Origin of the sequence: Methylobacterium sp. E-016 (genome assembly GCF_022829745.1) — a bacterium.
In the GTDB taxonomy this organism is placed as follows: Bacteria; Pseudomonadota; Alphaproteobacteria; order Rhizobiales; family Beijerinckiaceae; genus Methylobacterium.
Genome location: NZ_JAKSYF010000058.1, coordinates 21,829 through 44,024, shown reverse-complemented (window position 1 = coordinate 44,024; position 22,196 = coordinate 21,829). Strand labels below are relative to the sequence as shown.

At 70.2% G+C, this 22,196-nt stretch carries 20 protein-coding genes; 12 read left to right on the top strand and 8 right to left on the bottom strand.

Translation table 11 applies throughout. The features are described from left to right. Window positions 1-345: 345 nt before the first annotated feature. Window positions 346-777: a hypothetical protein gene (locus MKK68_RS04750; protein ID WP_243936403.1), complete on the top strand. Its 432-nt coding sequence runs from the start codon at window positions 346-348 to the stop codon at window positions 775-777. A gap of 18 nt (window positions 778-795) precedes the next feature. Here MKK68_RS04750 and MKK68_RS04745 read toward each other — a convergent pair whose 3' ends face one another. From MKK68_RS04745 to MKK68_RS04735, 3 genes are all read right to left on the bottom strand, one after another. Next, a complete protein-coding gene (locus tag MKK68_RS04745) occupies window positions 796-1,485 on the bottom strand; it encodes a uracil-DNA glycosylase (protein ID WP_244029027.1) in 690 nt (229 codons plus the stop codon). Beyond that, a complete protein-coding gene (locus tag MKK68_RS04740) occupies window positions 1,482-3,014 on the bottom strand; it encodes a bifunctional metallophosphatase/5'-nucleotidase (RefSeq protein ID WP_244029025.1) in 1,533 nt (510 codons plus the stop codon). The genes MKK68_RS04745 and MKK68_RS04740 overlap by 4 nt, the downstream gene beginning before the upstream one ends. Before the next feature lie 114 nt (window positions 3,015-3,128). Then, entirely contained in the window at window positions 3,129-4,082 is a 954-nt protein-coding gene (locus tag MKK68_RS04735) for a class I SAM-dependent methyltransferase (RefSeq protein WP_244029023.1), read from the bottom strand. Between the two features lie 163 nt (window positions 4,083-4,245). Here MKK68_RS04735 and hemH point away from each other — a divergent pair, with 163 nt between their 5' ends. After that, the gene (hemH, locus tag MKK68_RS04730; RefSeq protein ID WP_244029198.1) at window positions 4,246-5,331 is read left to right on the top strand and encodes a ferrochelatase; all 1,086 of its coding nucleotides are present in this window, start codon (window positions 4,246-4,248) and stop codon (window positions 5,329-5,331) included. A 98-nt stretch (window positions 5,332-5,429) separates the two neighbouring features. Continuing rightward, window positions 5,430-5,585: a hypothetical protein gene (locus tag MKK68_RS04725; protein WP_243933375.1), complete on the top strand. Its 156-nt coding sequence runs from the start codon at window positions 5,430-5,432 to the stop codon at window positions 5,583-5,585. 48 nt (window positions 5,586-5,633) lie between these two features. Here the strand turns inward: MKK68_RS04725 and MKK68_RS04720 are convergent, their stop codons facing one another. Next, a complete protein-coding gene (locus MKK68_RS04720; protein WP_244029021.1) occupies window positions 5,634-6,884 on the bottom strand; it encodes a GGDEF domain-containing protein in 1,251 nt (416 codons plus the stop codon). Window positions 6,885-7,069: 185 nt separating this feature from the next. Further along, window positions 7,070-7,984: a peptidylprolyl isomerase gene (locus MKK68_RS04715; protein WP_244029019.1), complete on the bottom strand. Its 915-nt coding sequence runs from the start codon at window positions 7,982-7,984 to the stop codon at window positions 7,070-7,072. 280 nt (window positions 7,985-8,264) lie between these two features. Here MKK68_RS04715 and MKK68_RS04710 point away from each other — a divergent pair, with 280 nt between their 5' ends. The 7 genes from MKK68_RS04710 (at window position 8,265) to MKK68_RS04680 (ending at window position 17,020) form a co-directional block, all read left to right on the top strand. Next, window positions 8,265-8,723, top strand: a complete 459-nt coding sequence (locus tag MKK68_RS04710) for a hypothetical protein (RefSeq protein WP_244029017.1) — start codon at window positions 8,265-8,267, stop codon at window positions 8,721-8,723. Window positions 8,724-8,928: 205 nt separating this feature from the next. Continuing rightward, window positions 8,929-11,826, top strand: a complete 2,898-nt coding sequence (secA, locus tag MKK68_RS04705; RefSeq protein ID WP_243983600.1) for a preprotein translocase subunit SecA — start codon at window positions 8,929-8,931, stop codon at window positions 11,824-11,826. Between the two features lie 201 nt (window positions 11,827-12,027). Then, window positions 12,028-12,693 (top strand): dethiobiotin synthase, encoded by a 666-nt coding sequence (gene bioD, locus MKK68_RS04700; RefSeq protein WP_244029014.1) that lies wholly within the window; start codon window positions 12,028-12,030, stop codon window positions 12,691-12,693. Window positions 12,694-12,874: 181 nt separating this feature from the next. Next, window positions 12,875-14,728, top strand: a complete 1,854-nt coding sequence (locus MKK68_RS04695) for a potassium transporter Kup (protein ID WP_244029197.1) — start codon at window positions 12,875-12,877, stop codon at window positions 14,726-14,728. Between the two features lie 245 nt (window positions 14,729-14,973). Continuing rightward, complete coding sequence (locus MKK68_RS04690; RefSeq protein ID WP_147727207.1) at window positions 14,974-15,186, top strand: CsbD family protein; 213 nt, start codon at window positions 14,974-14,976, stop codon at window positions 15,184-15,186. Between the two features lie 103 nt (window positions 15,187-15,289). Continuing rightward, on the top strand, window positions 15,290-15,673 hold the full coding sequence (locus tag MKK68_RS04685) for a CsbD family protein (protein WP_147727208.1): 384 nt from the start codon (window positions 15,290-15,292) through the stop codon (window positions 15,671-15,673). A 162-nt stretch (window positions 15,674-15,835) separates the two neighbouring features. After that, window positions 15,836-17,020, top strand: a complete 1,185-nt coding sequence (locus tag MKK68_RS04680) for a complex I NDUFA9 subunit family protein (protein ID WP_244029012.1) — start codon at window positions 15,836-15,838, stop codon at window positions 17,018-17,020. A gap of 4 nt (window positions 17,021-17,024) precedes the next feature. Here MKK68_RS04680 and MKK68_RS04675 read toward each other — a convergent pair whose 3' ends face one another. Beyond that, on the bottom strand, window positions 17,025-17,735 hold the full coding sequence (locus MKK68_RS04675) for a sulfate transporter family protein (RefSeq protein ID WP_244029010.1): 711 nt from the start codon (window positions 17,733-17,735) through the stop codon (window positions 17,025-17,027). A gap of 166 nt (window positions 17,736-17,901) precedes the next feature. On the opposite strand from MKK68_RS04675, the gene MKK68_RS04670 reads away from it, so the two are divergent. After that, on the top strand, window positions 17,902-19,230 hold the full coding sequence (locus tag MKK68_RS04670) for a flavin monoamine oxidase family protein (protein ID WP_244029008.1): 1,329 nt from the start codon (window positions 17,902-17,904) through the stop codon (window positions 19,228-19,230). Window positions 19,231-19,325: 95 nt separating this feature from the next. Next, the gene (locus MKK68_RS04665) at window positions 19,326-19,943 is read left to right on the top strand and encodes a Crp/Fnr family transcriptional regulator (RefSeq protein ID WP_147727710.1); all 618 of its coding nucleotides are present in this window, start codon (window positions 19,326-19,328) and stop codon (window positions 19,941-19,943) included. A gap of 46 nt (window positions 19,944-19,989) precedes the next feature. On the opposite strand, the gene MKK68_RS04660 is transcribed toward MKK68_RS04665, so the two are convergent. Both MKK68_RS04660 and MKK68_RS04655 read right to left on the bottom strand, forming a co-directional pair. After that, complete coding sequence (locus MKK68_RS04660; RefSeq protein WP_244029006.1) at window positions 19,990-21,129, bottom strand: hypothetical protein; 1,140 nt, start codon at window positions 21,127-21,129, stop codon at window positions 19,990-19,992. A 19-nt stretch (window positions 21,130-21,148) separates the two neighbouring features. Next, complete coding sequence (locus MKK68_RS04655; protein WP_243936346.1) at window positions 21,149-22,150, bottom strand: 2-hydroxyacid dehydrogenase; 1,002 nt, start codon at window positions 22,148-22,150, stop codon at window positions 21,149-21,151. Between the last annotated feature and the right edge of the window lie 46 nt (window positions 22,151-22,196).

The window sequence follows — 22,196 nt, the reverse complement described above, 5'->3', positions numbered from 1 at the left end:
GTCCAGTCCGGCTCATTGCGGAAGATGTCGGACTCCGATCTGCTCGCCACCGGTTAATAGCAGGCTTCGAACCCCCGCGTAGGGCAGGATCAAGTCGAAACAAGTTCCGCGGTTCCGCAAGGCAGACGAGGGACCGGGACGGCCAGTGACGCGGTAGAAACGCCGCTATCGATTGCAACGCAGGTAACGCTTAACCACGAACGACCTTCACCTTTGTCCTGCGTGGCCTGAGGCAATCCGTCGGGCCGCTCCCCCTGGGCGGCGTTCACCGTTCGGCGTATCTCGCCCGTCTCAACGACTCGCAAGAAGTCGTCGACGACGATGAGGAAACTTTCGCCCATGCGCATGTTCGCCACGCCGGCCGCCGCGGCCGCCCTCCTGAGCCTCGGTCTCGCCGCGCAGCCCGCCGCGGCGCAGATCCGCAACGCCCCGGCCCCGCGGGCGCTGGAATTCGCGGCCTACATCTTCGCGGCGTCGAACGTCTGCGGCTATCGGATCGGGACCGACACCTTCGAGGCGCTGCTGGTCAAGCAGGGCACCCGATCGGCCGACGTCAGCCCGCGCGGCCCGTTCGGCGGCCGGGTGCAGTCGATGTTCGCGCTGATGTCGAACGACATGGCCCAGCATCGCGAGAAGGCGTGCCTCGCCGTCGCCGGCGAATACGGCCCCGAAGGCACGGTCGCGAAGGACGTGCTGCTGCCGGCCGCAGCCGACGCGCCGCCCGCCGGCGCCGACACGCCCGCGCAACCGGCACCGGCGCCGAAGCCCGCCCAGTAACGCTACGGGACGGAGCCGTCAGGGAAGGCGCCACGCGATCGGCGCCGACCCATGCTCGGCGAGCCACGCGTTGGCCCGGCCGAAGGGGTCCGAGCCGGGGAAGTCGCGCGCCCGGTTCAGCGGCGACGGATGGCCGCATTCGAGCACGCCGTGTCGCGATCGGTCGATCAGCGCGGCCCGCGCCCGCGCCTGTGCCCCCCACAGGAGGAACACAGCGGGCTCGGCGCGCGCCGAGACGGCCGCGACCGCCTCGTCGGCGAGCCTCGCCCAGCCGAACCGAAGATGCGACCCGGCCTGGCCCGCCTCGACGGTGAGCGCGCTGTTGAGGAGCAGCACCCCCTGGTGCGCCCAGGCCGTGAGGTCGCCGCGCGTCGCCTTGCCCGGCTCGACCTCGGCCAGGATCACCTTGAGCGAGGCCGGCAGGCGCCGGGAGCCGACATAGGAGAAGGCGAGCCCGTTGGCGTCGCCCGGCGTCGGATACGGATCCTGCCCGAGGATCACGACCTTCACCGCGGGCAGCGGCGTCAGCGCCAGGGCGGCGAAGATGTTGCCGGGCGCGGGCAAGACCTGCGCGCCGGCCGCGATCCGTTCGTCGACCCGTGCCGCCACGATATCCGCCGCGCCCTCCGTGAAGAACGGCAAGGCAAGCCACGGGGATGCGCTTTGCCGGAACGCGGCGAGCGCTGCGGAGACGGTCGGTTCGGTCATCGGCCGATCAGGATGCGTTCGCCCTCGGTCACGGTGATCGGGGCGTGGCGGGCGACATAATCGATCACGGCGGTGGCGACGAGCCCGCCATCCGTCGCGCCGATCAAGGTCCGCCCCCGAGCCAGCACGCCGTAGCTGTTTCCCCCCTCGTAGAGGAAGTTGTTGGCGGCGACCCGGTAGGTCCGGGCCGGGTCCAGCGGCGCATCGCCGACGCGGACGGAGACGATCCTGTCGCCCGCCGACGCATCGGGATCGACGCGGACGGTCAGGCCCGAGACCTGCGCGAAGCGGCCGGCCGGGCGGCCGAGCTCGCGAAACCCCGCCTCCAGCAGCGCGCGGACCTGGGCGCCGGTGATCGCCACCGACACGATGGTGTTGCCGAACGGAAGCTCGGTGAGGATGTCGCGCCGCGTCAGCATCGTGCCGGCCGGGTACAGGCGGTTGCCGCGCACGCCGCCGCCGTTCATCACCGCGATGTCGGCGCCCGTCGCCTCCCGCAGCGCGTCGGCGACGAGGCTCCCGAAGCTCGCCTCGCGGGCGCGCACGGAGACGATGCGGCTGTCGAGCGGATAGGCGGTCTCGCCGACAGGCACGTCGAGCCGACGCGACAGGTCGCCCTCGAGCTTGCGGACGAGGGTCAGCGTGTCCGGATCGGGTGCGACGGTCGCCGAATCGTGGATTCGGAAGCTCGGCCGCCACGTCACGCGCCGCGTGCCGCCCGCCGTAGAGACGCTGGCGTGGATGTCGATGGCGGTGACGTAATGCGCGTCGCTGCTCGACTCCGCTAGCACGCGGCGCCCGTCGTACTGCACCACGAGGTCGTGGTCGTGCCCCGACAAAAGGATGTCGGCATGGCCCGCCGCCAGCATCGCGAGATCGGTCGCGCGCGCGGTGTGGACGATCGCCACGACGAGATCCGCGCCGTCGGCGCGCAGCGCCTCGGCCTGCGCGGCCAGCGTCTCCAGCTCGGGCCCGAAGCGCAGATCGCCGCTCTGGGATTTCTCCGGCGTCGCGGCCAACGCGATGCCGGTGACGCCGACGTGCAGGCCGCCGAGGGTGAGCATCTGCCGATCGCGCAGGCTCGGCAACGGCCGGCCGGACCCGTCCCGCAGGTTGGCGGCGAAGCACGGGAAGGCGGCGGCGGCCATGCGCTCGCGGAAGACGGCGGGCCCGAAATCGAATTCGTGGTTGCCGGGGACGAACACGTCCGGCGGGGCGAGGTTCAGCATGTCGACGATGTGGGCGCCCTTGTCGAACCCCGACATCAGCGAGGGCGACAGGGTGTCGCCGGCATGGGCGTAGAGCACCGGGACACCGCGGTCGCGCTCGGCCTTCACGATCGCATTGAGCCGCGCGAACCCGCCGCGCCCGTCGACCTCGCCCATCAGGTAGACGTCGTTGACGAGGAGCAGCGTCAGCGTCGGCTCGGGCGCCGTGGGCTCGGTCGCGTTCGCGATGGCGGGCAGGCCGGCCGAAAGGCCGGCGCCGATGCCGAGACCGAAGGTCTGGCGGCGATTGGGGCGAGGCATGGCGTTGCGTCTTGGCGGAAAAGCCCAGCCTACCCCCGCCGACGTGACGCGCGCACGACGGTCCTTGGAGCATCTTCGCGCGCGGTGAAGCCCGGCCCGCCCGCAGACGATGTCCTAGCGGGCCGAGAAGGTCTCGCGCACCGCCTTGGCGTTGCGGCGGACCATCGGCCAGATCCAGGCGCCGGAAGCGAGGTAGGCCGCGGCCGGCATCGGCTTCAGCTCCTCGGCGAGGCGCTGGGCGAGGCCGGGCGCGCGGATCGGCACCGGCGGCGCCTCGGTCTTGCGGTAGACCACCGTCGTGTCCTCGCGCCAATAATTGGTGTCGGGCACGAGGCCGGCGCGGCGTGCCGTGAGGTCGAAGGTGTCGCGCACGAAGCCGTGGACGTGGGCGAAGTGGAATCGCTCGTGCGGCGGCTTGCCGGTGGCGGCCATGTTCGGCACCGCGGCGTAGAGCACGCCGTCGGGCTTCAGCCAGCGTGCCAGCCGCTCCATCACGTCGGCCGGGTCGCGCAGGTGCTCCATGACGTGGTGCGTGGTGATCACGTCGAACGTGCCCGGTGCGAACTGGTCGTCGGCGGCGTCGTCCAGCACCTCGACGCCGTGCGTCGCGCGGGCATAGGCGGAATAGTCGCGGCCCGGCTCGACACCGATCGCCTCGCAGCCTCGAGCCCGGGCGGCGGCCAGGAACTCGCCCGATCCGGAGCCGAAATCGAGCAGGCGGGCGCCCGGCACCAGCTTCGGCGCGAGCAGTTCCGCCCGGAACGCCGCCTCGCGCGCCGAGCGCTTGAGATGGACCCGCGGCGGGCCGCCCGCGAAGGCGAGCTGGTAGTCGGCGCGGTAGGCGTGGGCGTAGTAATCTGCCAGCTCGGCCGGCGTCGGCATCGGATCGGTGCGGATCAGGCCGCATTCGGCGCAGGCGATCGACTTCAGCGTCTTCAGGCGTCGATCGGTCTCCGCCACGGTGACGCTCTCCGTGGAGCCGCACAGATTGCAGGCCGTGGGCGCCCCCGTGTAGGGGTAGCCGGTGAACGGCATGAAGTGGTTCAGGAAGTAGCGGGGAGACTGCATGTCGCGCTCTCGTCGGCCGGACCTTCGCTGGCAGGCTTCGTGCTCTAGTTAGATATCCGATCCCGCACAACAGCACCGCCGTCATGTGGGCGCGCGGCCTCACCGTCGCCGCGCGCCCGGCGGCCTAGGACAGGAAGCGGCCGCCATGGCCGAGAACCTCACCATGAACGAACGCGTCGAACCGGCGTCCCTGTCGGCCATCTCCACCGTCGAGCCGAGCCGTGCGGCCGGCGCGGGCACCCTTCCGGCCGATCACCCCACGGTCCGCTGGGGCCGTGTCGGCGTGCTGCTGATGAACCTCGGCACGCCGGAGGGCACGAGCTACTGGCCGATGCGCCGCTACCTCAAGGAGTTCCTGTCCGACCGCCGGGTGATCGAGGTGCCGCGCCTGATCTGGTGGCCGCTACTCAACCTGATCATCCTGACCAAGCGTCCCGGCCCGAAGGGCAAGGACTACGCGAGCGTGTGGAATAACGAGCGCGACGAGGGCCCGCTCAAGACCATCACCCGCGGCCAGGCCGAGCGCCTGCAGGCGATGATGGGCGACAAGGTCGTGGTCGACTGGGCGATGCGCTACGGCAAGCCCGAGGTCGCCCCGCGGATCCAGGCCCTGCTCGATCAGGGCTGCGACCGCATCCTGCTGGTGCCGCTCTACCCGCAATACGCCGCCGCGACCTCGGCCACCGCCTGCGACCAGGCGTTCAAGGCGCTGATGCAGATGCGCTGGCAGCCGACCGTGCGGGTCTCGGCGCCGTACCACGACGACCCCGTCTACATCCGTGCGATGGCCGATTCGATCCGCGAGGGGCTGGCCAAGCTCGATTTCGAGCCGGAGGTGATCCTCACCTCGTTCCACGGCGTGCCGAAGAGCTACCTGCTCAAGGGCGACCCCTATCACTGCCAGTGCGTGAAGACCGGCCGCCTGATCCGCGAAGAGCTCGGCTTCTCGACCGAGCGGATGCGGACGACCTTCCAGTCGCGCTTCGGCAACGAGGAATGGCTCAAGCCCTACACCGACGAGACCGTGCAGACGCTCGCGAAATCCGGTGTGAAGCGCATGGCGATCGTCGCGCCGGGCTTCACCGCCGACTGCCTGGAGACGCTGGAAGAGCTCGACGGCGAAAACCGGCACTACTTCGAGGACAACGGCGGCGAGCGCTTCGCCTACATCCCCTGCCTCAACGACAGCGACCTCGGCATGAAGGTGATCGAGACCGTGGTGCGGCGGGAGCTGCAGGGCTGGGTCTGATCACCCGTATCGACCCGCACGACATCTTGCGAAGCCCCGGCGCCGGGCTATCATCCAGCTCTCGATGCCGGGCGGCCCGGATCAGCAAGGGTGATGAGATGGCGTTCTTCATCGGGATCGCGTGTCCCTGGCTGGTCGTCGCGGTGCTCGACATCCTGGCATCGCGCCGGCGCACCGACGAGCTGGCTGCACTCGGGATCGTCGGCGCCGCCCGCCCGGCGACCTCCTCTTACCTGACGCCCGACGTGAAGTGAGGCCGCGCTCGGTTCGGCGTCGACCGGGGGGCCGGCGCGCGTCGCCCCCTAGGCGCGCGTGACCGAGAGACCGGCCTCGAAGCCGTGCTCGCGGTCGGTCTGCGCCTTCGGGAGCATGTCGCGAAGCTCTCGGACTTGGCTGGAGAGTTCGGCCTCGTTCGCCGGCTGGAACCAGCGATAGGTGCCCTTGCCGGCCCGCTTCGCCTCGTAGAGGGCCTGATCGGCTTCCGGCAGGAGGAGCATCGGGTCGGTGTCCGCGTCGCGCCGGGTCGCGATGCCGATGCTGAGGCCGACCCGGACGACCAATGCCGTCGGCAAGGCGTAGGGTCGTGCCACCTCGGCGATCAGGCGGGTCGCGATCGCCGCGATCGTGCGCTCGTCGTCGGCATGGACCAGGATCGCGAACTCGTCGCCGCCGAGCCGCGCGACGTCGGCGGGATCCGGCACGCAGCCGCGGATCCGTTCGCCGACGGCCGTCAGGAGCGCATCGCCCGCCGGATGCCCGTGCTGGTCGTTCACCGCCTTGAAGCCGTCGAGGTCGAGGAAGAGCACCGAAGCGTTCCGCTCGGCCGCCTTGAGGCGCGCTTTGAAGGAGTTGCGGTTCGGCAGGCCGGTCAGGCTGCAGTGAAGGGCGAGGTGGCTGCTTTCCTGCTGGGCCATCAGCATCTTGAGGTAATCGATGTGGAGTTCCCGGTTGATGCTGATCGTTCCCCATAGATAAAGCGGGGCGATGAGCGCGATCGGCCACAGCCACGGCTCCGGCCCCATCGCAGCGCCGGCCGCATAGGGCACGATGATCAGGACCATCTGCAGCTTGACCATGCGCGGCGAGCCGGGATTGCGCGCGCACATCGCCCCGACGATCCCGGTCGACAGCATGGTGCCGAACACCGCCAGGACGGGATCGCCCAAGCTCATGCAGAGGAAGGCGCCGACGCCGATCTGCGCGCACCACAGCACGCTGCCGGCGACGAAGGCATCGACGACGAGGGTGTCCCTCGGACGGCGGAGCGAGGGATCTCGGAGGATCCGCATCAACCGGCCGATGACGGCGAAACGGAACAGGACCAGGATCGTATCGACGGCCGCCCAGGCGAAGAATGCCGGGATCGGGTTCCGGTACAGCAGGATCGCGATGATGATCAGCCCGACGAGGGAGCCGGAGATCAGCGAGGACATTCGGCGGAACAACGTCCGCCGCAGCCCGTCGCTGATCTCGACGCAGACCGGGGCCGCGGTCTCGGTGAGCCAGATCATCGGTGCCAGGCGGGGCTTCAGCAGAACCTGCTCCGACGGCATCGCGATGATTTTCCTGCCGCCCCGATCATTGGGCACTCTTTCACACGATCCTTGCGCAAATGTTGATCCTTAGGCGCAAATTCCGTGCATGAGCGGTCCGTCATCGCATCTCAGACGCGGCGAGCCGCGCCGAAGCCCGCGGCTGCCACGCTTCGGCGCGAGCGAACGTCGGGCGGCCGCCGCGGTCAGGGCTTCTTCGGCTCCTCGGCGGCCGGGGCCGGCGCGGCGATCGGCTTGCCGTTCTCGTCGAAGCGCTCGACCTTGGCGTCGGCGCGGAGCTTCAGGATCAGATCCTGTTGCGCCTTGCGGATCAGCGCCTGATCGATCTGCTCCTTCAGCTCGTCGAAGGTCGGCACGGGCTTGTTGCGCTTCTCCTCGACCTTGATAACGTGCCAGCCGAACTGGGACTTGACCGGATCGGAAACCTGCCCGGGCTGCAGCTTGAAGGCGGCGTCGGCGAATTCCTTCACCATCCGGTCCTTCGAGAACCAGCCGAGGTCGCCGCCCTCGGCCTTCGAGCCGGCGTCCTTGGTGGTCTCGGCGGCGACCTTGGCGAAGTCCTCGCCGCCCTTGATCCGCGCGGCGATCTTCTTCGCCTCGGCCTCGTTCTCCACGAGGATGTGGCGGGCGTGGATCTCCTCCTCCGGCTTCATCAGCTTGGCGGACTGGTCGTAGAGCGCGTGGGCCGCCTCGGGCGTCGCCGCCTTCTTGGCCTCGCGCTCAAGGTACTCGTCGAGGAGGAGCTTGTCGCGGAAGTAGGCGAGCTTGCGCTTGAAGTCCGGCGTGTCGCCGATCTTGGCGGCGTCCGCCGCCTGCGCACCGACCTTGAGGTCGAGCATGTAGTCAACCAGCAGGCCCTTCTTCTGCGCATCGTCGACGCCCGGCAGCGACAGGGCCGGATCCTCGGCCGCCACCGCGATGTCGCCGGCGGTGACCGGGATCCCGTTCACCTTGGCGACGACGCTGTCGGGCGAGGGCAGCACCGCGGCGGCGACGGAGGGCTGCGCCGCCGGGGTCGGCGTCTGCGCGGAGGCGGTACCGCCGAGCGCGAGCGCCAGGGCGAGCGCGCTCGCGCCGCGGAGGGTCTGGGTCTTCGACATGGCGTTGGCGTTCCTGGACGGTTTCGCCCCGACCCGTCGCGGCACGGCGCCGGACGGTCTCGCACGGGGCTTCGAGGAAGCGGCATCGCAGCCGCGGGAATCGGCGAGACAGGTGGCTCGCGTCGCACGCAAAGGCAAGGCGCAAGGGATGACGGAAATGAGGTCGCAGGAGCACGGCGCAGATGAGGCAAGGATGCGCGCGCGGTCCATCGCCGTCGCGTCCGCCCTTCCTCGCCCGTCACGGGGAAAGCATTCCGTTGACTCCGTCTCTTGAACCTTCGTGAACGCGCGCCGGCACAGGCTTGCCGGATCGACGGAGGGGCGGATGCGCAGGATCTCGCAGATCGGATGGATCGTGCTCGCGGCTTCGACCGCTTTCGCGTTCGCGGCGACGCCGTCCTCCGCCGAGGCACGCGGGTTCCGCCTGCGCCTTGGAATCGGCAGCGCGTCCGCCGCGGCTCCGGTCCCGCCGCGCGCGACCGAGCGCATCGCGAGCGCTGGCGTTCCCCTGCCGGTCGCACCGCCTCGCGCAACGGAGCCGGCGTCGCCACGGACGGAGCCGTGGACGCAGGCACGGGAGACGGTGCGTGGGCTGACGCCCGTCGCCGTCGCGCCCGTCGCCGTCGCGCCGATCGCGGAGCGTGCGAAGCCGTCGCCGCATCTGGTGCGGGTCGCCGGCCCGTGGTGCCCGTCGGACCGCATCGTCGGCGCCGGCGTGGGGTTCTGCGAAGTCAACTGACGCCGCGGGCGACGGTCGCCCGCGAACGGGCCGCGCGAGGCGGCACCGATTCGGATCCGGGCCGAAGCGCCTCTGCGCAGCCCATCGCGCGCCGGCCTCTTTTAGATGCGGCCCGCGATATTTACCTCTATAAGCCCGGCCAACTCAGCCAAGGCCAGCCGTCTGCGGGAGACCGCCGACGGGCTTTCCCGTTTGCAGGTTCACGATGCTCGGTGCCCTCGCCAAGAAGATTTTCGGCTCGTCGAACGACCGGCGCGTGAAGGGCTATCGTCCCCGCGTCGCGGCGATCAACGAGCTCGAAGCCGAGATCCAGGTGCTGTCGGACGACGCCCTGCGCGCCCGCACCGACATGCTGAAGGCCGAGCTCGCGGCCGGCAAGAGCCTCGACGATATCCTCGTTCCCGCCTTCGCCACCGTGCGCGAGGCGGCCAAGCGCGTGTTCGGCCAGCGCCACTTCGACGTGCAGTTGATCGGCGGCATGGTGCTGCACGAGGGCGGCATCGCCGAGATGAAGACCGGCGAGGGCAAGACGCTGGTGGCGACGCTGCCGGTCTACCTCAACGCGCTGTCGGGCAAGGGCGTCCACGTCGTGACCGTCAACGACTACCTCGCCGCCCGCGACGCGGAGTGGATGGGGCAGGTCTACCGCTTCCTCGGGCTGACCGTCGGCACGATCGTGCACGGCCTCGACGACGAGCAGCGCAAGGAAGCCTACGCCTGCGACATCACCTACGGGACGAACAACGAGTACGGCTTCGACTACCTGCGCGACAACATGAAGTACGAGATGTCCCAGCTGGCGCAGCGGGGGCACAACTTCGCGATCGTCGACGAGGTCGACTCGATCCTGATCGACGAGGCGCGCACGCCGCTGATCATCTCCGGCCCTGTCGACGACCGCTCCGAGCTCTACGTCACCGTCGATGCGCTGATGCCGATGCTGGTGCCCTCGCACTACGACCTCGACGAGAAGCAGCGCACCGTCTCGCTGACCGAGGAGGGCAACGAGTTCATCGAGGACGCGCTGCGCGACGCCGGCATCCTCAAGGACGGCGACCTCTACGACGGCCACAACGTCACCATCGTCCACCACGTGAACCAGGCGCTGCGCGCCCACACGCTGTTCACCCGGGACAAGGACTACATCGTCAAGAACGACGAGGTGGTGATCATCGACGAGTTCACCGGCCGCATGATGCAGGGCCGGCGCTACTCGGAGGGCCTGCACCAGGCTCTCGAGGCGAAGGAGCGGGTGACGATCCAGCCCGAGAACCAGACGCTGGCTTCGATCACCTTCCAGAACTTCTTCCGCCTCTACGACAAGCTCGCGGGCATGACCGGCACGGCCTCGACCGAGGCCGACGAGTTCGCCGAGATCTACAAGCTCGAGGTCGTCGACATCCCGACCAACAAGGAGGTCGAGCGCGTCGACGAGGACGACCAGGTCTACCGCACCGTCGAGGAGAAGTACGCCGGCATCATCGAGGAGATCGAGACGGCGCATGCGCGCCACCAGCCGATCCTGGTCGGCACCGGCTCGATCGAGAAGTCCGAGCTGATCGCCGAGCTGCTCAAGAAGGCCGGCTTCACCCTGCTCGACTATTCCGATCCGAATGCACTCACCGACGTCTACGCCGCCGCGCGCGAGGGCCGCGTCACCAAGCGCTTCGCGGTGCTGAACGCCCGCTTCCACGAGCAGGAGGCCTACATCGTCGCCGAGGCCGGCGTGCCCGGCGCGATCACCATCGCCACCAACATGGCCGGTCGCGGAACCGACATCAAGCTCGGCGGCAACGTCGAGATGCGTGTCGAGAAGGAGCTCGCCGGCCTCGAGGACGGCCCCGAGCGCGACGCCAAGGTCGCCGCGATCAAGGCCGAGATCGCCGAGAACCGCACCAAGGTGCTGGCGTCGGGCGAGCCGGCCGATCCGGAAGCCGGCCGCAAGAAGGCGCTGCCGGGCGGCCTCTACATCATCGGCACCGAGCGCCACGAATCGCGCCGCATCGACAACCAGCTCCGCGGCCGCTCGGGCCGCCAGGGCGATCCCGGTCGCTCGAAGTTCTTCCTGTCGCTGCAGGACGACCTGATGCGCATCTTCGGCTCCGACCGCATGGACGGGATGCTGCAGAAGCTCGGCCTGGAGCAGGGCGAGGCGATCATCCACCCGTGGATCAACAAGGCGATCGAGAAGGCGCAGCAGAAGGTCGAGGCGCGCAACTTCGACATGCGCAAGAACGTGCTCAAGTACGACAACGTCATGAACGACCAGCGCAAGGTCGTGTTCGAGCAGCGCCGCGACTTCATGGGCCAGGACAGCGTGTCCGAGACCGTCGAGGAGATGCGCCAGGCCACGATCGACGACCTCGTCGCGACCCACATCCCCGAGAACGCCTACGCCGAGCAGTGGGACGTCGCCGGCCTCCGCGAGCGCGTGACGGAGATCCTCAACCTCGACGAGCCGATCGAGGATTGGGCCAAGGAAGAGGGCATCGCCGACGAGGAGATGCGCGAGCGCCTGAAGAAGGCCGCCGACACCGCCTACGCCGCCCGCGCCGAGAAGAACGGTGCCGAGGTGACGACCTACATCGAGAAGCAGGTGCTCCTGCAGACCCTCGATCACCTCTGGCGCGAGCACCTCGTGACGCTCGACCACCTGCGCCAGGTGATCGGCTGGCGCGGCTTCGCTCAGCGCGACCCGCTGAACGAGTACAAGTCCGAGGCCTTCGACCTGTTCAACGGCCTCGTCACGCAGCTGCGCGAGCAGGTCACCAGCCAGCTCTCGCGCGTCGAGATCATGTTCCAGGAGCCGGAAGCCCAGGCGAACCCGTTCGGGCCATCCCCCGGCCTGCCGCAGATGTTCGCCCAGCACCTCGATCCGGTCACCGGCGAGAACGAGATGGACTATGCCGGCCGCGGCACCGGGAGCGACGGCGGCGGCGGGCCGGCCTACGGCTACGCCGCCCAGGGGCTGTCGGCCGACGGGGCCGTGCTGGAGCGCGACCCCGACGACGCGACCACCTGGGGTCGCGTCGGCCGCAACGAGCCTTGCCCCTGCGGCTCTGGCAAGAAGTTCAAGCACTGCCACGGCAGCTTCACGGCCTGAGCGCCTGCTCTCGTCACGGCGCTCCCGTCCGTAGGGTTCTCGTTCAGGGGCGCTCCACCCGCCCCGTCATCCCGGGGCGCTGAAAGGCGGGCCCGGGATGACCTGGGATGGGATGTGCGGGCGACGTTTCGTTCGGCCTCGATCGATGGTCGGCGGACGGTCGCCATCGCGAGAACCGGTGCGCCGCGGGATCCATCATCCATGACGACCGTCTTCATCGCGGGCGCCGGCACCGAGATCGGCAAAACCTACGTCACCGCGGCGATCGTGCGGCGCCTGCGCGCCGACGGACGCGACGTGCGGGCGCTGAAGCCCGTCGCGAGCGGCGTGCCGCCGATGGGCGACCCGGATTTTGCCGGCAGCGATACGGCGCAGCTTCTCGCGGCCCAGGGGATCGCGGTCACGGTCGCCGCCGTCGCGGCCTGCTCGCCGTGGCGCTTCGCGGCGCCGCTCGCCCCCGACCAGGCGGCGGCTCTCGAGGGCCAAGCGCCCGTCCTCGAGGACATCGTCACGTGGTGCCTGGAGCGGATGGAGGCCGCGACGGGCACGCTGATCGTCGAGGGCGTCGGCGGCCTGATGAGCCCGGTGACCCAGGAGGCGACCGGCCTCGGCTGGCTGTGGTCGCTCGCCTGCCCGGCGATCCTCGTCTCGGGCAGCTATCTCGGGGCGATCAGCCACGCCCTGACGGCCTACGAGACCTGCCGGGCGGCCGACATCCCGGTCCTCGCCATCGTCGTCAACGAGAGCACCGGCGCGCCGACGCCGCCCGAGACGGTCGCCGAGGCGATCGCGCGCCACGCCGAGGTGCCGGTGATCGTCATCGCCCGGGATGCGCCCTGCCCGGATGCGCTCGCCGCCCTGATCTGACGTCGGGCCGACACACATTGACGCGATCGTCGGCGGCGATGCACGGTTCCGATGGACGGGCGCCGGGCGCCTGCTAGCGTCGCGCCGCGAAACGACGAGGGCGGGGCGTTCTGTGAGTGAGAGTCATGTCCGTGCGGAGGGGGGCGCCGAGCCCGCCGCCGCACGAAGGTTCCGCCCGGCCCTGCTGCTCGGTGCGCTCGGGGTCGTCTACGGCGACATCGGCACCAGCCCGCTCTACGCCTACAAGGAGGCGGTGCGGGCCGCCAGCGGCGGCGGCAACGCCGACCCCATCGCGGTGGTCGGCGCGGTCTCGCTGATCCTGTGGGCGCTGATCCTGATCGTCTCGCTGAAATACGCGGTGCTGATCCTGCGCGCCGACAATGCCGGCGAGGGCGGCATCGTCGCGATGCTGGCGCTGCTGGGCGCCCGCCATGCGAAGCCGCGCTCGTGGAAGGCGCTGCTGCTCGTCGTCGGGCTGATCGGCGCGGCGCTTCTCTACGGCGACGGCGCGATCACCCCGGCGATCTCGGTGCTCTCGGCGATCGAGGGCCTGAAGGTCGATGCGCCGGCGCTCGGCCGCTACGTCGTGCCGATTACGATCGCGATCCTCGTCGCCCTGTTCCTGGTGCAGAGCAAGGGCGTCGCCTTCATCGGGCGGATCTTCGGGCCGGTAATGCTGCTGTGGTTCGTCGTCCTCACGCTGATGGGGATCGGCGGCATCCTGCAAAAGCCGGAGATCCTGCAGGCGGCGAACCCCCTGAAGGCGGTGGAATTTCTGGTCCATGCCGGCTGGCACGTGAGCTTCGCGATGCTGGGCGCGGCCTTCCTAGCGGTCACCGGCGGCGAGGCGATGTATGCAGACCTCGGGCATTTCGGCGCCCGGCCGATCCGCGTGGCGTGGTTCGCCCTGGTGCTGCCGGCCCTGGTGATCAACTATTTCGGGCAGGGCGCGCTGCTGCTGGCCTCGCCGGACGCGATCGAGAACCCGTTCTACCGGCTCGCGCCGGGCTGGGCGCATTACCCGCTGATCGGGCTGGCGACGATGGCGACGGTGATCGCCTCGCAGGCGATCATCTCGGGTGTGTTCTCGCTGACCCAGCAATCGGTCCAGCTCGGCTTCCTGCCGCCGATGCACATCGTCCAGACCGCCTCGGAGGAGCGTGGGCAGATTTACGTGCCGGCGGTGAACTGGCTCCTCGCCGCCGCCACCATCGCCGCCGTCGTGATCTTCGAATCGTCCGACGCGCTCGCCGGCGCCTACGGCATTGCCGTGTCGCTGCTGATGGCGATCACCACGCTGCTCGCCGCGCTGATCGCCCGCCGATGGGGCTACAACCTCGTGGCGATCCTGGCGGTGAACGGCTTCTTCCTGCTGATCGACCTCGTCTTCCTTGGGGCCAACAGCGTGAAGCTGTTCGAGGGCGGCTGGTTTCCGCTGGTGCTCGCCGGCTTCGTCGCGCTGATGATGCTGACGTGGCGCAGGGGCAACCAGCTGGTCGAGGAGGCGCGGGTCGGCCTGCGCCAGCCGGAGGACGTGTTCCTGGCCTCGCTCCAGCACCAGGACCTGGTGCGGGTCCGTGGAACCGGCGTGTTCCTGTCGGCGGCGATGCACGGCATCCCGATGCACCTGTCGCGGTTCGTCGAGCGCAGCCACGCCCTGCCGGAGCGGGTGATGATCGTCTCCGCCCAGTACGAGGAGACCCCGACCGTGCCGCGCGAGGAGCGCAGCCACGTGACGATCCTCGCGCCCGACTTCTACCGGGTGACCCTGCGCTACGGCTTCATGGAGGAGGCCTCGATCCCCGATGGGCTGGCCTGCGCCGTCGAGCACCGCCGCCTGCCGCCGCAGATGCTCGACGACCTCACGGTCTTCATCGGCCACGAGACCATCATCCCAAAGAACGACGACCGCGGAATGCAGCCCTGGCGCGAGAGCCTCTACGCCTTCATGCAGCGCAACGCCGAGCGCACCGGCGCCTTCTTCGGCGTGCCGACGCGGCAGGTGGTGGAGGTGGGGACCGAGATCGAGATCTAGAAGAGGCTCCGCGCGTCGGTGCCGAAGCGTCCCGCCGGGCCGCCTCATCCCCCCGCCGGATCGAGACGTCGGGCCGCGTATCGGGCCCGACCCGAGCGTCGGGCGATCACGCTTTCGCGCGTGGCGGGGGCATTTGGAACCATCATGGGCGCTTGCCGTTCGGACATCCCGACAGCGTTCGGTCACGCTTCGCGGCGTCGTCGCGAGGCCGGGCCGGGATCGCTGAGCACACAGGGAGCGTCCCGATGAGCAGCACCACGGACAAGATCAAGGGCCTCGCCAACGAGGCGGTCGGCAACGTCAAGCAGGGTGTCGGCAACGTCACCGGCAACGAGAAGCTGCAGGCCGAGGGCAAGGCGCAGGAGCTGAAGGGCGAAGCCCAGAAGACCGTCGGCGACGCCAAGGACGGCGTGAAGGGCGCGGCCCAGAAGGCCGCCGACGCCGTCAAGAAGATCTGATCCGTCCAGCGCTCGGCACCGGGGCGGCTGCGAGCCGGCCCCGGTGCCCATCCGCGAAGACCGGCGCTGCCGGCCTTCGGATCACGATGCGAGGGACGAGATCATGAACCGGGATCGATTCGAAGGCGGCGTGCGCAACCTGCGCGGCCGCGCCAAGACCGCGATGGGTGCAGTCGGCGGGGATGCCGGACGCCAGCTCGACGGTGCCGTCGACCAGGCCGCGGGCGTTGCGCAGAACGCCTACGGCCGTGCGCGCGAGACCGCGCGGGACTGGCGTCGCGACGGCGAGCATTTCATCGACGAAGCGAGCGAGCGCGGCCGCGCCATCGCCGACGAGGCCGTGAGCCGCGGACGTCATTACCGCGGCCGGGCGGAGCACCATGGCCGCCACGTCGCGAAACGCGCCGAGGAGAACAAGGGCGCTACCCTGGCGATCGTCGCAGCCGCCGCATTCGGCCTTGGTTGGCTCCTGCGGAGCGATCGCTGATCCATTCGGGGACGGGCGGTACGCGCCTGCAGGATGCGACGTTCAAGATCGTCGTTTCGTCGCCCGCCCGGCGCGTGCGACCGGTAAAAATGGTCTAAGGAACGGCGGACCGGGGGTGGCGATGCCCCCGAGCCCGCAGGCCCCACAGACCGAGACGAGGCGATGACCGGCTCCAGCACTCCGAACACCGTCCTGCTGACCCCGTCCCTGACGCGGCCCGCTTCGCAGTTGGTCACCATCTTCGGCGGCTCGGGCTTCCTTGGCCGGCACGTGGTTCGGGCGCTGGCCAAGCGCGGCTACCGCATCCGGGTCGCCGTCCGCCGTCCCGATCTCGCCCTGTTCCTGCAGCCGCTCGGGAAGGTCGGCCAGATCGTCGCCGTGCAGGCGAACCTGCGATACCCCGACTCGGTCGTGCGGGCGGTCGAGGGTGCGGACGTGGTGATCAACCTCGTCGGCATCCTTCAGGAAACCGGCGCCCAAAGCTTCTCGCGTCTCCAGGCCGAAGGCCCCGGCTTGATCGCGCGGGCGGCGGCCAATGTCGGCGCCGCGATGATCCACGTGTCCGCGATCGGCGCCGACCCGAACTCCGAATCGCGCTATGCCCGCACCAAGGCCGAGGGCGAGGCCGCAGTGTTCGCCGCACGTCCCGACGCCGTCGTGTTCCGGCCCTCCCTGGTCTTCGGGCCGGGCGACAGCTTCTTCAACCGCTTCGCCAGCCTCGCCCGGTTCCTGCCGGTGCTGCCGCTGGCCGGGGCCGAGTCGCGCTTCCAGCCCGTCTTCGTCGGCGACGTCGCCGAGGCGATCGCGCTGGCCGCCGACGGACGCGTGCCCGGCGGCAAGGTCTACGAGCTCGGCGGACCCGAGGTCGCGACGCTGGATCACCTCGTGCGCTACATGCTCGACACGACGATGCGCAAGCGCATGGTGGTGTCGCTGCCGCTGCCGATCGCCAAGATCCAGGCCCGTGCCATGGAGATCGCCGACACCCTGACCTTCGGGCTGCTGCCGGCCGACCTCAAGCTCACCCGCGATCAGGTCGTTCTGCTGCAGAACGACAACGTCGTCTCGGAGGCCGCCAAGGCGGAGGGCCGCAGCTTCGAGGGGCTCGGCATCCAGCCGACCGCCGCCGAGGCGGTGGTGCCGGGCTATCTCTGGCGCTTCCGAGCCGCCGGGCAGTTCGCCAAGGGCCGCGGTACCGAGGAGCAGGCCGAGATACCCGACTCGATCGCGCCGACCCCGATGGGCGAGGGCTCGCAGCACCGTCCGATGCGGGCGTCCGGTCCGGCGATCGGGGCCGACGCCGGTGGCTCGCCCGGCATGGGCCGGCGCTGGGGCAGCCGGAGCTAGGCCGCTACCGGAGCCGTCCCTGCAGGGCGGGGGCCGGCAGGCGGTGCGCCAGCCGCTTGTGGACGTGGACCATCAGCGCGATGCCGAACAGCGGCGTCAGCAGGTTGAGCACCGGGACAACCATCATCCCGGCCAGCAGGCAGCCCGCCGCGATCGTCGTGCCCGAGAACGTCCGGCGCATCGCGCCGGCCTCCGCCAGCGGCCGGTAGCGGGCCGCGGCCATCTCGAAATACTCGCGCGACAGCAGGTAGGCGTTGGCGGCGAAGAAGGCCGCCAGCCCGATCACCGGCACGAAGAAGATGATCAGCGCAGCAAGGTTCACCAGCAGGGTCAGTCCGGCGAAGCGCAGGGCGTAGAGCATCGCCGCGCCCCACGGCATCGGGCGGCCGGGCGGGTCGTCGGGGAAGTCGGTGCGCTCGACGATCTCGGCGGCGTCGTCGAGGAAGAACCCTGCCACCAGGATCGAGACCGCGGGCATCAGGTAGGCCAGCGCGACGAACAGCCCGAACCCGGCCAGGAAGTAGGCGAGGCTGTCGAGGATGGGATAGGATTGCGAGATTTGGTGGCTCGCCTGGAACCACTGGATCAACCGCGTCAGCCCGAACCAGGCCAGCGCCAGGATGCCGAGCGTCAACCCGAGCGACTTCCACAGGATCGCACGGAGCGGCGGGGAGAAGGTCTGGCGCAGGGCCGCGAGCGCCGCCTGGATGAGCATGCCGTGATCCCGTCTCCCGCCGTCGATCGGCGCATCGCGGTTGTGGTGTCCCGATCCGTCCGCCGCAAGAGCACCGCTTGCGTCTCGTCGGCCTCGGGCCGGCGGGTTGGCCGAAACGCGCGACGGACCCGGAATGAGAACGACGAGAAGGATCGCGATCCGCGCAATGACCTCGATGCACGAGACGGCACCCCCGCATGCCCGGTTCCGGCCGAGCGTCGCGCCCAGGCTCGCCCCGCTGCCCGCGGACCCGGACGTGATCGTGGTCGGCGCGGGCGCTGCCGGGATCGCCGCCGCGCGGACGCTGATCGCCGCCGGCCTGTCCGTCGCGGTGCTCGAGGCGCGCGACCGCGTCGGTGGGCGCACGGTCGCGACGATGCTGCGCGGCCATGCGGTCGACCTCGGGGCGCACTGGCTTCACGCGGGCCCGATCAACCCCCTCGTCCAATTGGGCTTCGAGCGCGGCGAGCCCCTGCGCCGGGCAGCCCAGGAAGGCCACGTCTGGGTCGGGCGTCGCCCCGGGCGCCCGTCCGAGGTCGCGGCCTCCGCCCGGGCCTTCGACCGCGCCGACCGGGCGATGCATGCAGGCGCCGCCGCGGGCGGGCCGGACCGCGCGGCGGCGAGCGCCCTGCCCCGCGGCCTCGGCCTCTGGGGCGCCCGCGTCGCGCTGGTCCACGGTCTGGTGTCCGGACGGCCGCTGGAGGAGGTCTCGCTCCAGGATTTCCCGAGCATGGAATACGGCGACAACTACTTCGTCGCCGGCGGCTACGGCGGCTACCTCGGGCGGCTGGCCCAGGGGCTGCCGATCGCGCTCGACTGCCCCGTCGCCGGCATCGACTGGACGGGAGCCGGCGTTCGCGTCGCCACCGCGGACGGGCGGACGCTGAAGGCCCGCGCCGTGATCGTGACGGTGCCGATGATGGTGCTGCGCGACAGCGTCGCCTTCTCGCCGGCCCTGCCCGCGCCGATCCGTGCCGCGATCGACGGGTTCCGGGTTGGCATCTACGAGCACGCGGTGCTGCACTGGCCGTCGAGCCCGTTCCGCGGGCGGGACCGTCTCGCAAGCCTCGTCGGCGGACGCTTCAGCCCGCCGGGCCTGCTCACCCGCATCGACGGGACGCCGTTCCACTATTTCGAGCTCGACTCGGTCGGGGCCGCCGAGATCGATGCCGCCGGCGCCGGCGAGGACGGTCTGCGCCGCCGCGTGCGCGCGACGCTGGCCGATCATTTCGGCGCCCGCCGCCTCCACGACCTGTCGATCCCCGCCGTGAGCGAATGGCGCCGCGATCCCTGGTCGCGCGGCTCCTGGGCGTCGGTGCCGCCGGGCCACGCCGGCGCGCGCCGAACGCTGCACGCGGCGGTCGGCGAGCGGATCTGGTTCGCCGGCGAGGCGCTGTCGCGCGAGCAGTGGGGCACGACCGGGGGCGCCTATGCCGAGGGTGTGCGGGCGGCCGACGCCGTGGCGGAGCGTATCCGGATGGGCACAGCCGCGTGACGGGATGAGGCGGCGGCGCCGGATCGTCTTGCGGTCGAGCCTGAAACGCGATGCATCAGGGGACGGATGATCGCGATGCGGGAAGAGGCCGTCTGATGAATTGGGTCGAGGGCATCGGCTATCTCGGGACGGCGCTGACCATTTCGGCCTCGGCGATGAGCACGATGATCCCGCTGCGGATCATCTCGCTCGTGGCGAGCGCCGCGGTCATCACCTACGGCCTGCTGATCGGCAGCATGCCGGTGGTGCTGACGGAGGCGATCCAGATCCCGTTCAACGCCTGGCGGCTCTGGCAGATGGTCCGGCTGGTGCGCGACGTGGAGAAGGCCGCCGACGGCGACCTCTCCCTCGACTGGCTGAAGCCCTACGGCACCGAGCGGGCCTTCGCGGCCGGGGCATCGCTGTTCGCCAAGGGCGAGGCGGCGACGACGATGTACTACGTCGAGGCCGGCTGCTTCCGCATCCCGGAATACGGGATCGAGGTGCGGGCCGGCGGCATCGTCGGCGAGCTCGGCCTGCTCTCGCCGGGCAACAGGCGCACGGCCTCGCTGGTCTGCACCGAGGCCGGCCGGGCGCTGGAAGTGCCTTATTCAGCGGTCAAGCAGCTCTACTACCAGAACCCGGAATTCGGCTTCAGCTTCCTGAAGCTCACCAGCGAGCGGCTGTTCCAGAGCGCCGATGCGCGGGTCGCGGTGAGCGGCGACGTAGCCTGATCCGCGTCCGACCTGAGCGATCTTCGAGGATTCCGCGAAGCCGCCTCTAGGTGCGTCGTCCGAGAAGGCCTTGCAGGACCGCCCGCACGGCCGATTCCGGGGGCGGCGGGGCGGCCCAATCGGGGACCGGCCCCTCGTGAAGGTGCCAGTCGCGGGACTGGAACCGGTCGCCGGCTCCTCCAATCAGGCCGAGCCCGACGCACGGACGATGCTGCCCGGTGCCGATGCGGCCGGCGGCCCAGACGCGCTGCCACCGATCGCGGACCGTCAGGTCGGCATCGCACCAGCCGAGGCGCTCGCGGCCCATCACGGCGAAGATGCGCTCGGGCGACGCTCCCACCGGGATCCGGACCCAGGCGGAGAAAACGTAGGGTGTTGCCGGATCGAAGCGAGCGGGGTCGAGCAGCTTGGTGAAGGCGCTCAGGCCCAGTTCCCAATGAAGGCCCTTGTGCCGCGTCGTCCCACGCGGAAGCCGCATCGCATCGGCGGAGGTCGCGGGCGCGAGCCAGGCCAGCGGTACGCCGGCATGCTCGGCATAGGCGGCATCGCACAGGGCGACCCAGGATTCGAGGTCGACGTCCCAGGCCTGCTCCCCGGGCGCGAACCGCCGGACGCCGCCTTCCAGCACTCTCGGCCCGGTGCGCCTGAAAGGCGGCACCACCCCGTCGTCATCCGCCTCGTGCACACGAAGCAGCGTCGACGGCCCATGGCGCCACACAGCTTCAGCCAGCCGTGCGAAGGCGGAATCGGGCTCGCCCGGCTCGACCTTCCTCACGAGGATCTTCGCGCCGGTCGCCAGGTCGGCGAGCATCTTGGCCTTCAGGTGCGCCACCCGGCCGTATTCGCGCTCGAGCAGCGCGTCGTGATCAGTACCTTCGACCTGTCGTTGAGTGTTCGACCAGATGTTGTAGGTCTGGCTCCGGCAATAATACACGCCGGTCTCGGTCGCCTCCAGGATCAGGTCTCCGGGGGCGCCGTACCTCGAAAAATCGGTCGTCAGTGCCTCGATGAGGTCGTCGAGGGGCGTGTACGCGAAGCGCAACAGGCCCGACGGCTCGGCGCCGCCGTAGCGCTGCACGAAGCCGAACTCGCAATTGCCGCCGAGGCTGCGGAACGCGTGCATCCGACCGGCCAAAGGCGGAACCGGGGTCCCGGTCGCTTCCGTCGAGGCGCTCACCATCCCCATGCCGTGTCCCGATCCTGGCTCAGAGCATGCTGGGCAGGATCCGATCCGGCGGGCGGTGGCCGTCCATGAAGGTCTTGATGTTGATGATGACCTTCTCGCCCATGTCGATCCGGCTCTCGAACGTGGCCGAGCCCATATGCGGCAGCAGCACGACCTTGCCGGACTTGGCAAGCTTGATCAGGCGCGGGCTCACCGCGGGCTCCTGCTCGAACACGTCGAGGCCGGCCGCCGAGATCTCGCCGGCCTCGATCAGGCGGGCGAGCGCGTTCTCGTCGATCACCTCGCCGCGGGCGGTGTTCACGACGATCGCCTCGGGCTTGAGCAGCTTGAGGCGGCGGGCCGAAAGCAGATGGTAGGTGGCGGGCGTGTGCGGGCAGTTCACCGACACGATGTCGACGCGCGCCAGCATCTGGTCGAGCGATTCCCAGTAGGTCGCCTCCAGCCCGGCCTCGATCGCGGCCGGGACCCGGCGGCGGTTGTGGTAGTGGATCTGCAGGCCGAACGCCTTGGCGCGGCGGGCGAGCGCCTGCCCGATCCGGCCCATGCCGACGATGCCGAGGCGCTTGCCGGTGATGCGGCGCCCGAGCATCCAGGTCGGCGACCAGCCCGTGGTCCAGTCGTCGTCCGGAATGATGCGCGCGCCCTCGGGCACCCGCCGCGCGACGGCGAGGATCAACGCCATGGTCATGTCGGCGGTGTCCTCGGTCAGGACGCCGGGCGTGTTGGTGACGGTGATGCCGCGCTCCAGCGCCCCGCCCACGTCGATGTGGTCGACGCCGTTGCCGAAATTGGCGATCAATCGCAGGTTCGGCCCGGCCTGGGCGAGGAGGCCGGCGTCGATCTTGTCGGTGACGGTCGGGACCAGCACGTCCGCCTCGCGCATCGCGGCGGCGATCCGATCGGACGAGAGCGGGGCGTCGTCGTGGTTCAGCCGCGCATCGAACAGCTCGCGCATCCGCGTCTCGACCGCGTCCGGCAGGCGTCGCGTCACGACGACGAGCGGCTTGCGCTTCAACGACATCTTCTCTCCCATCACCGGTTCGGGCAGGCCCGACACGAACGCCTCG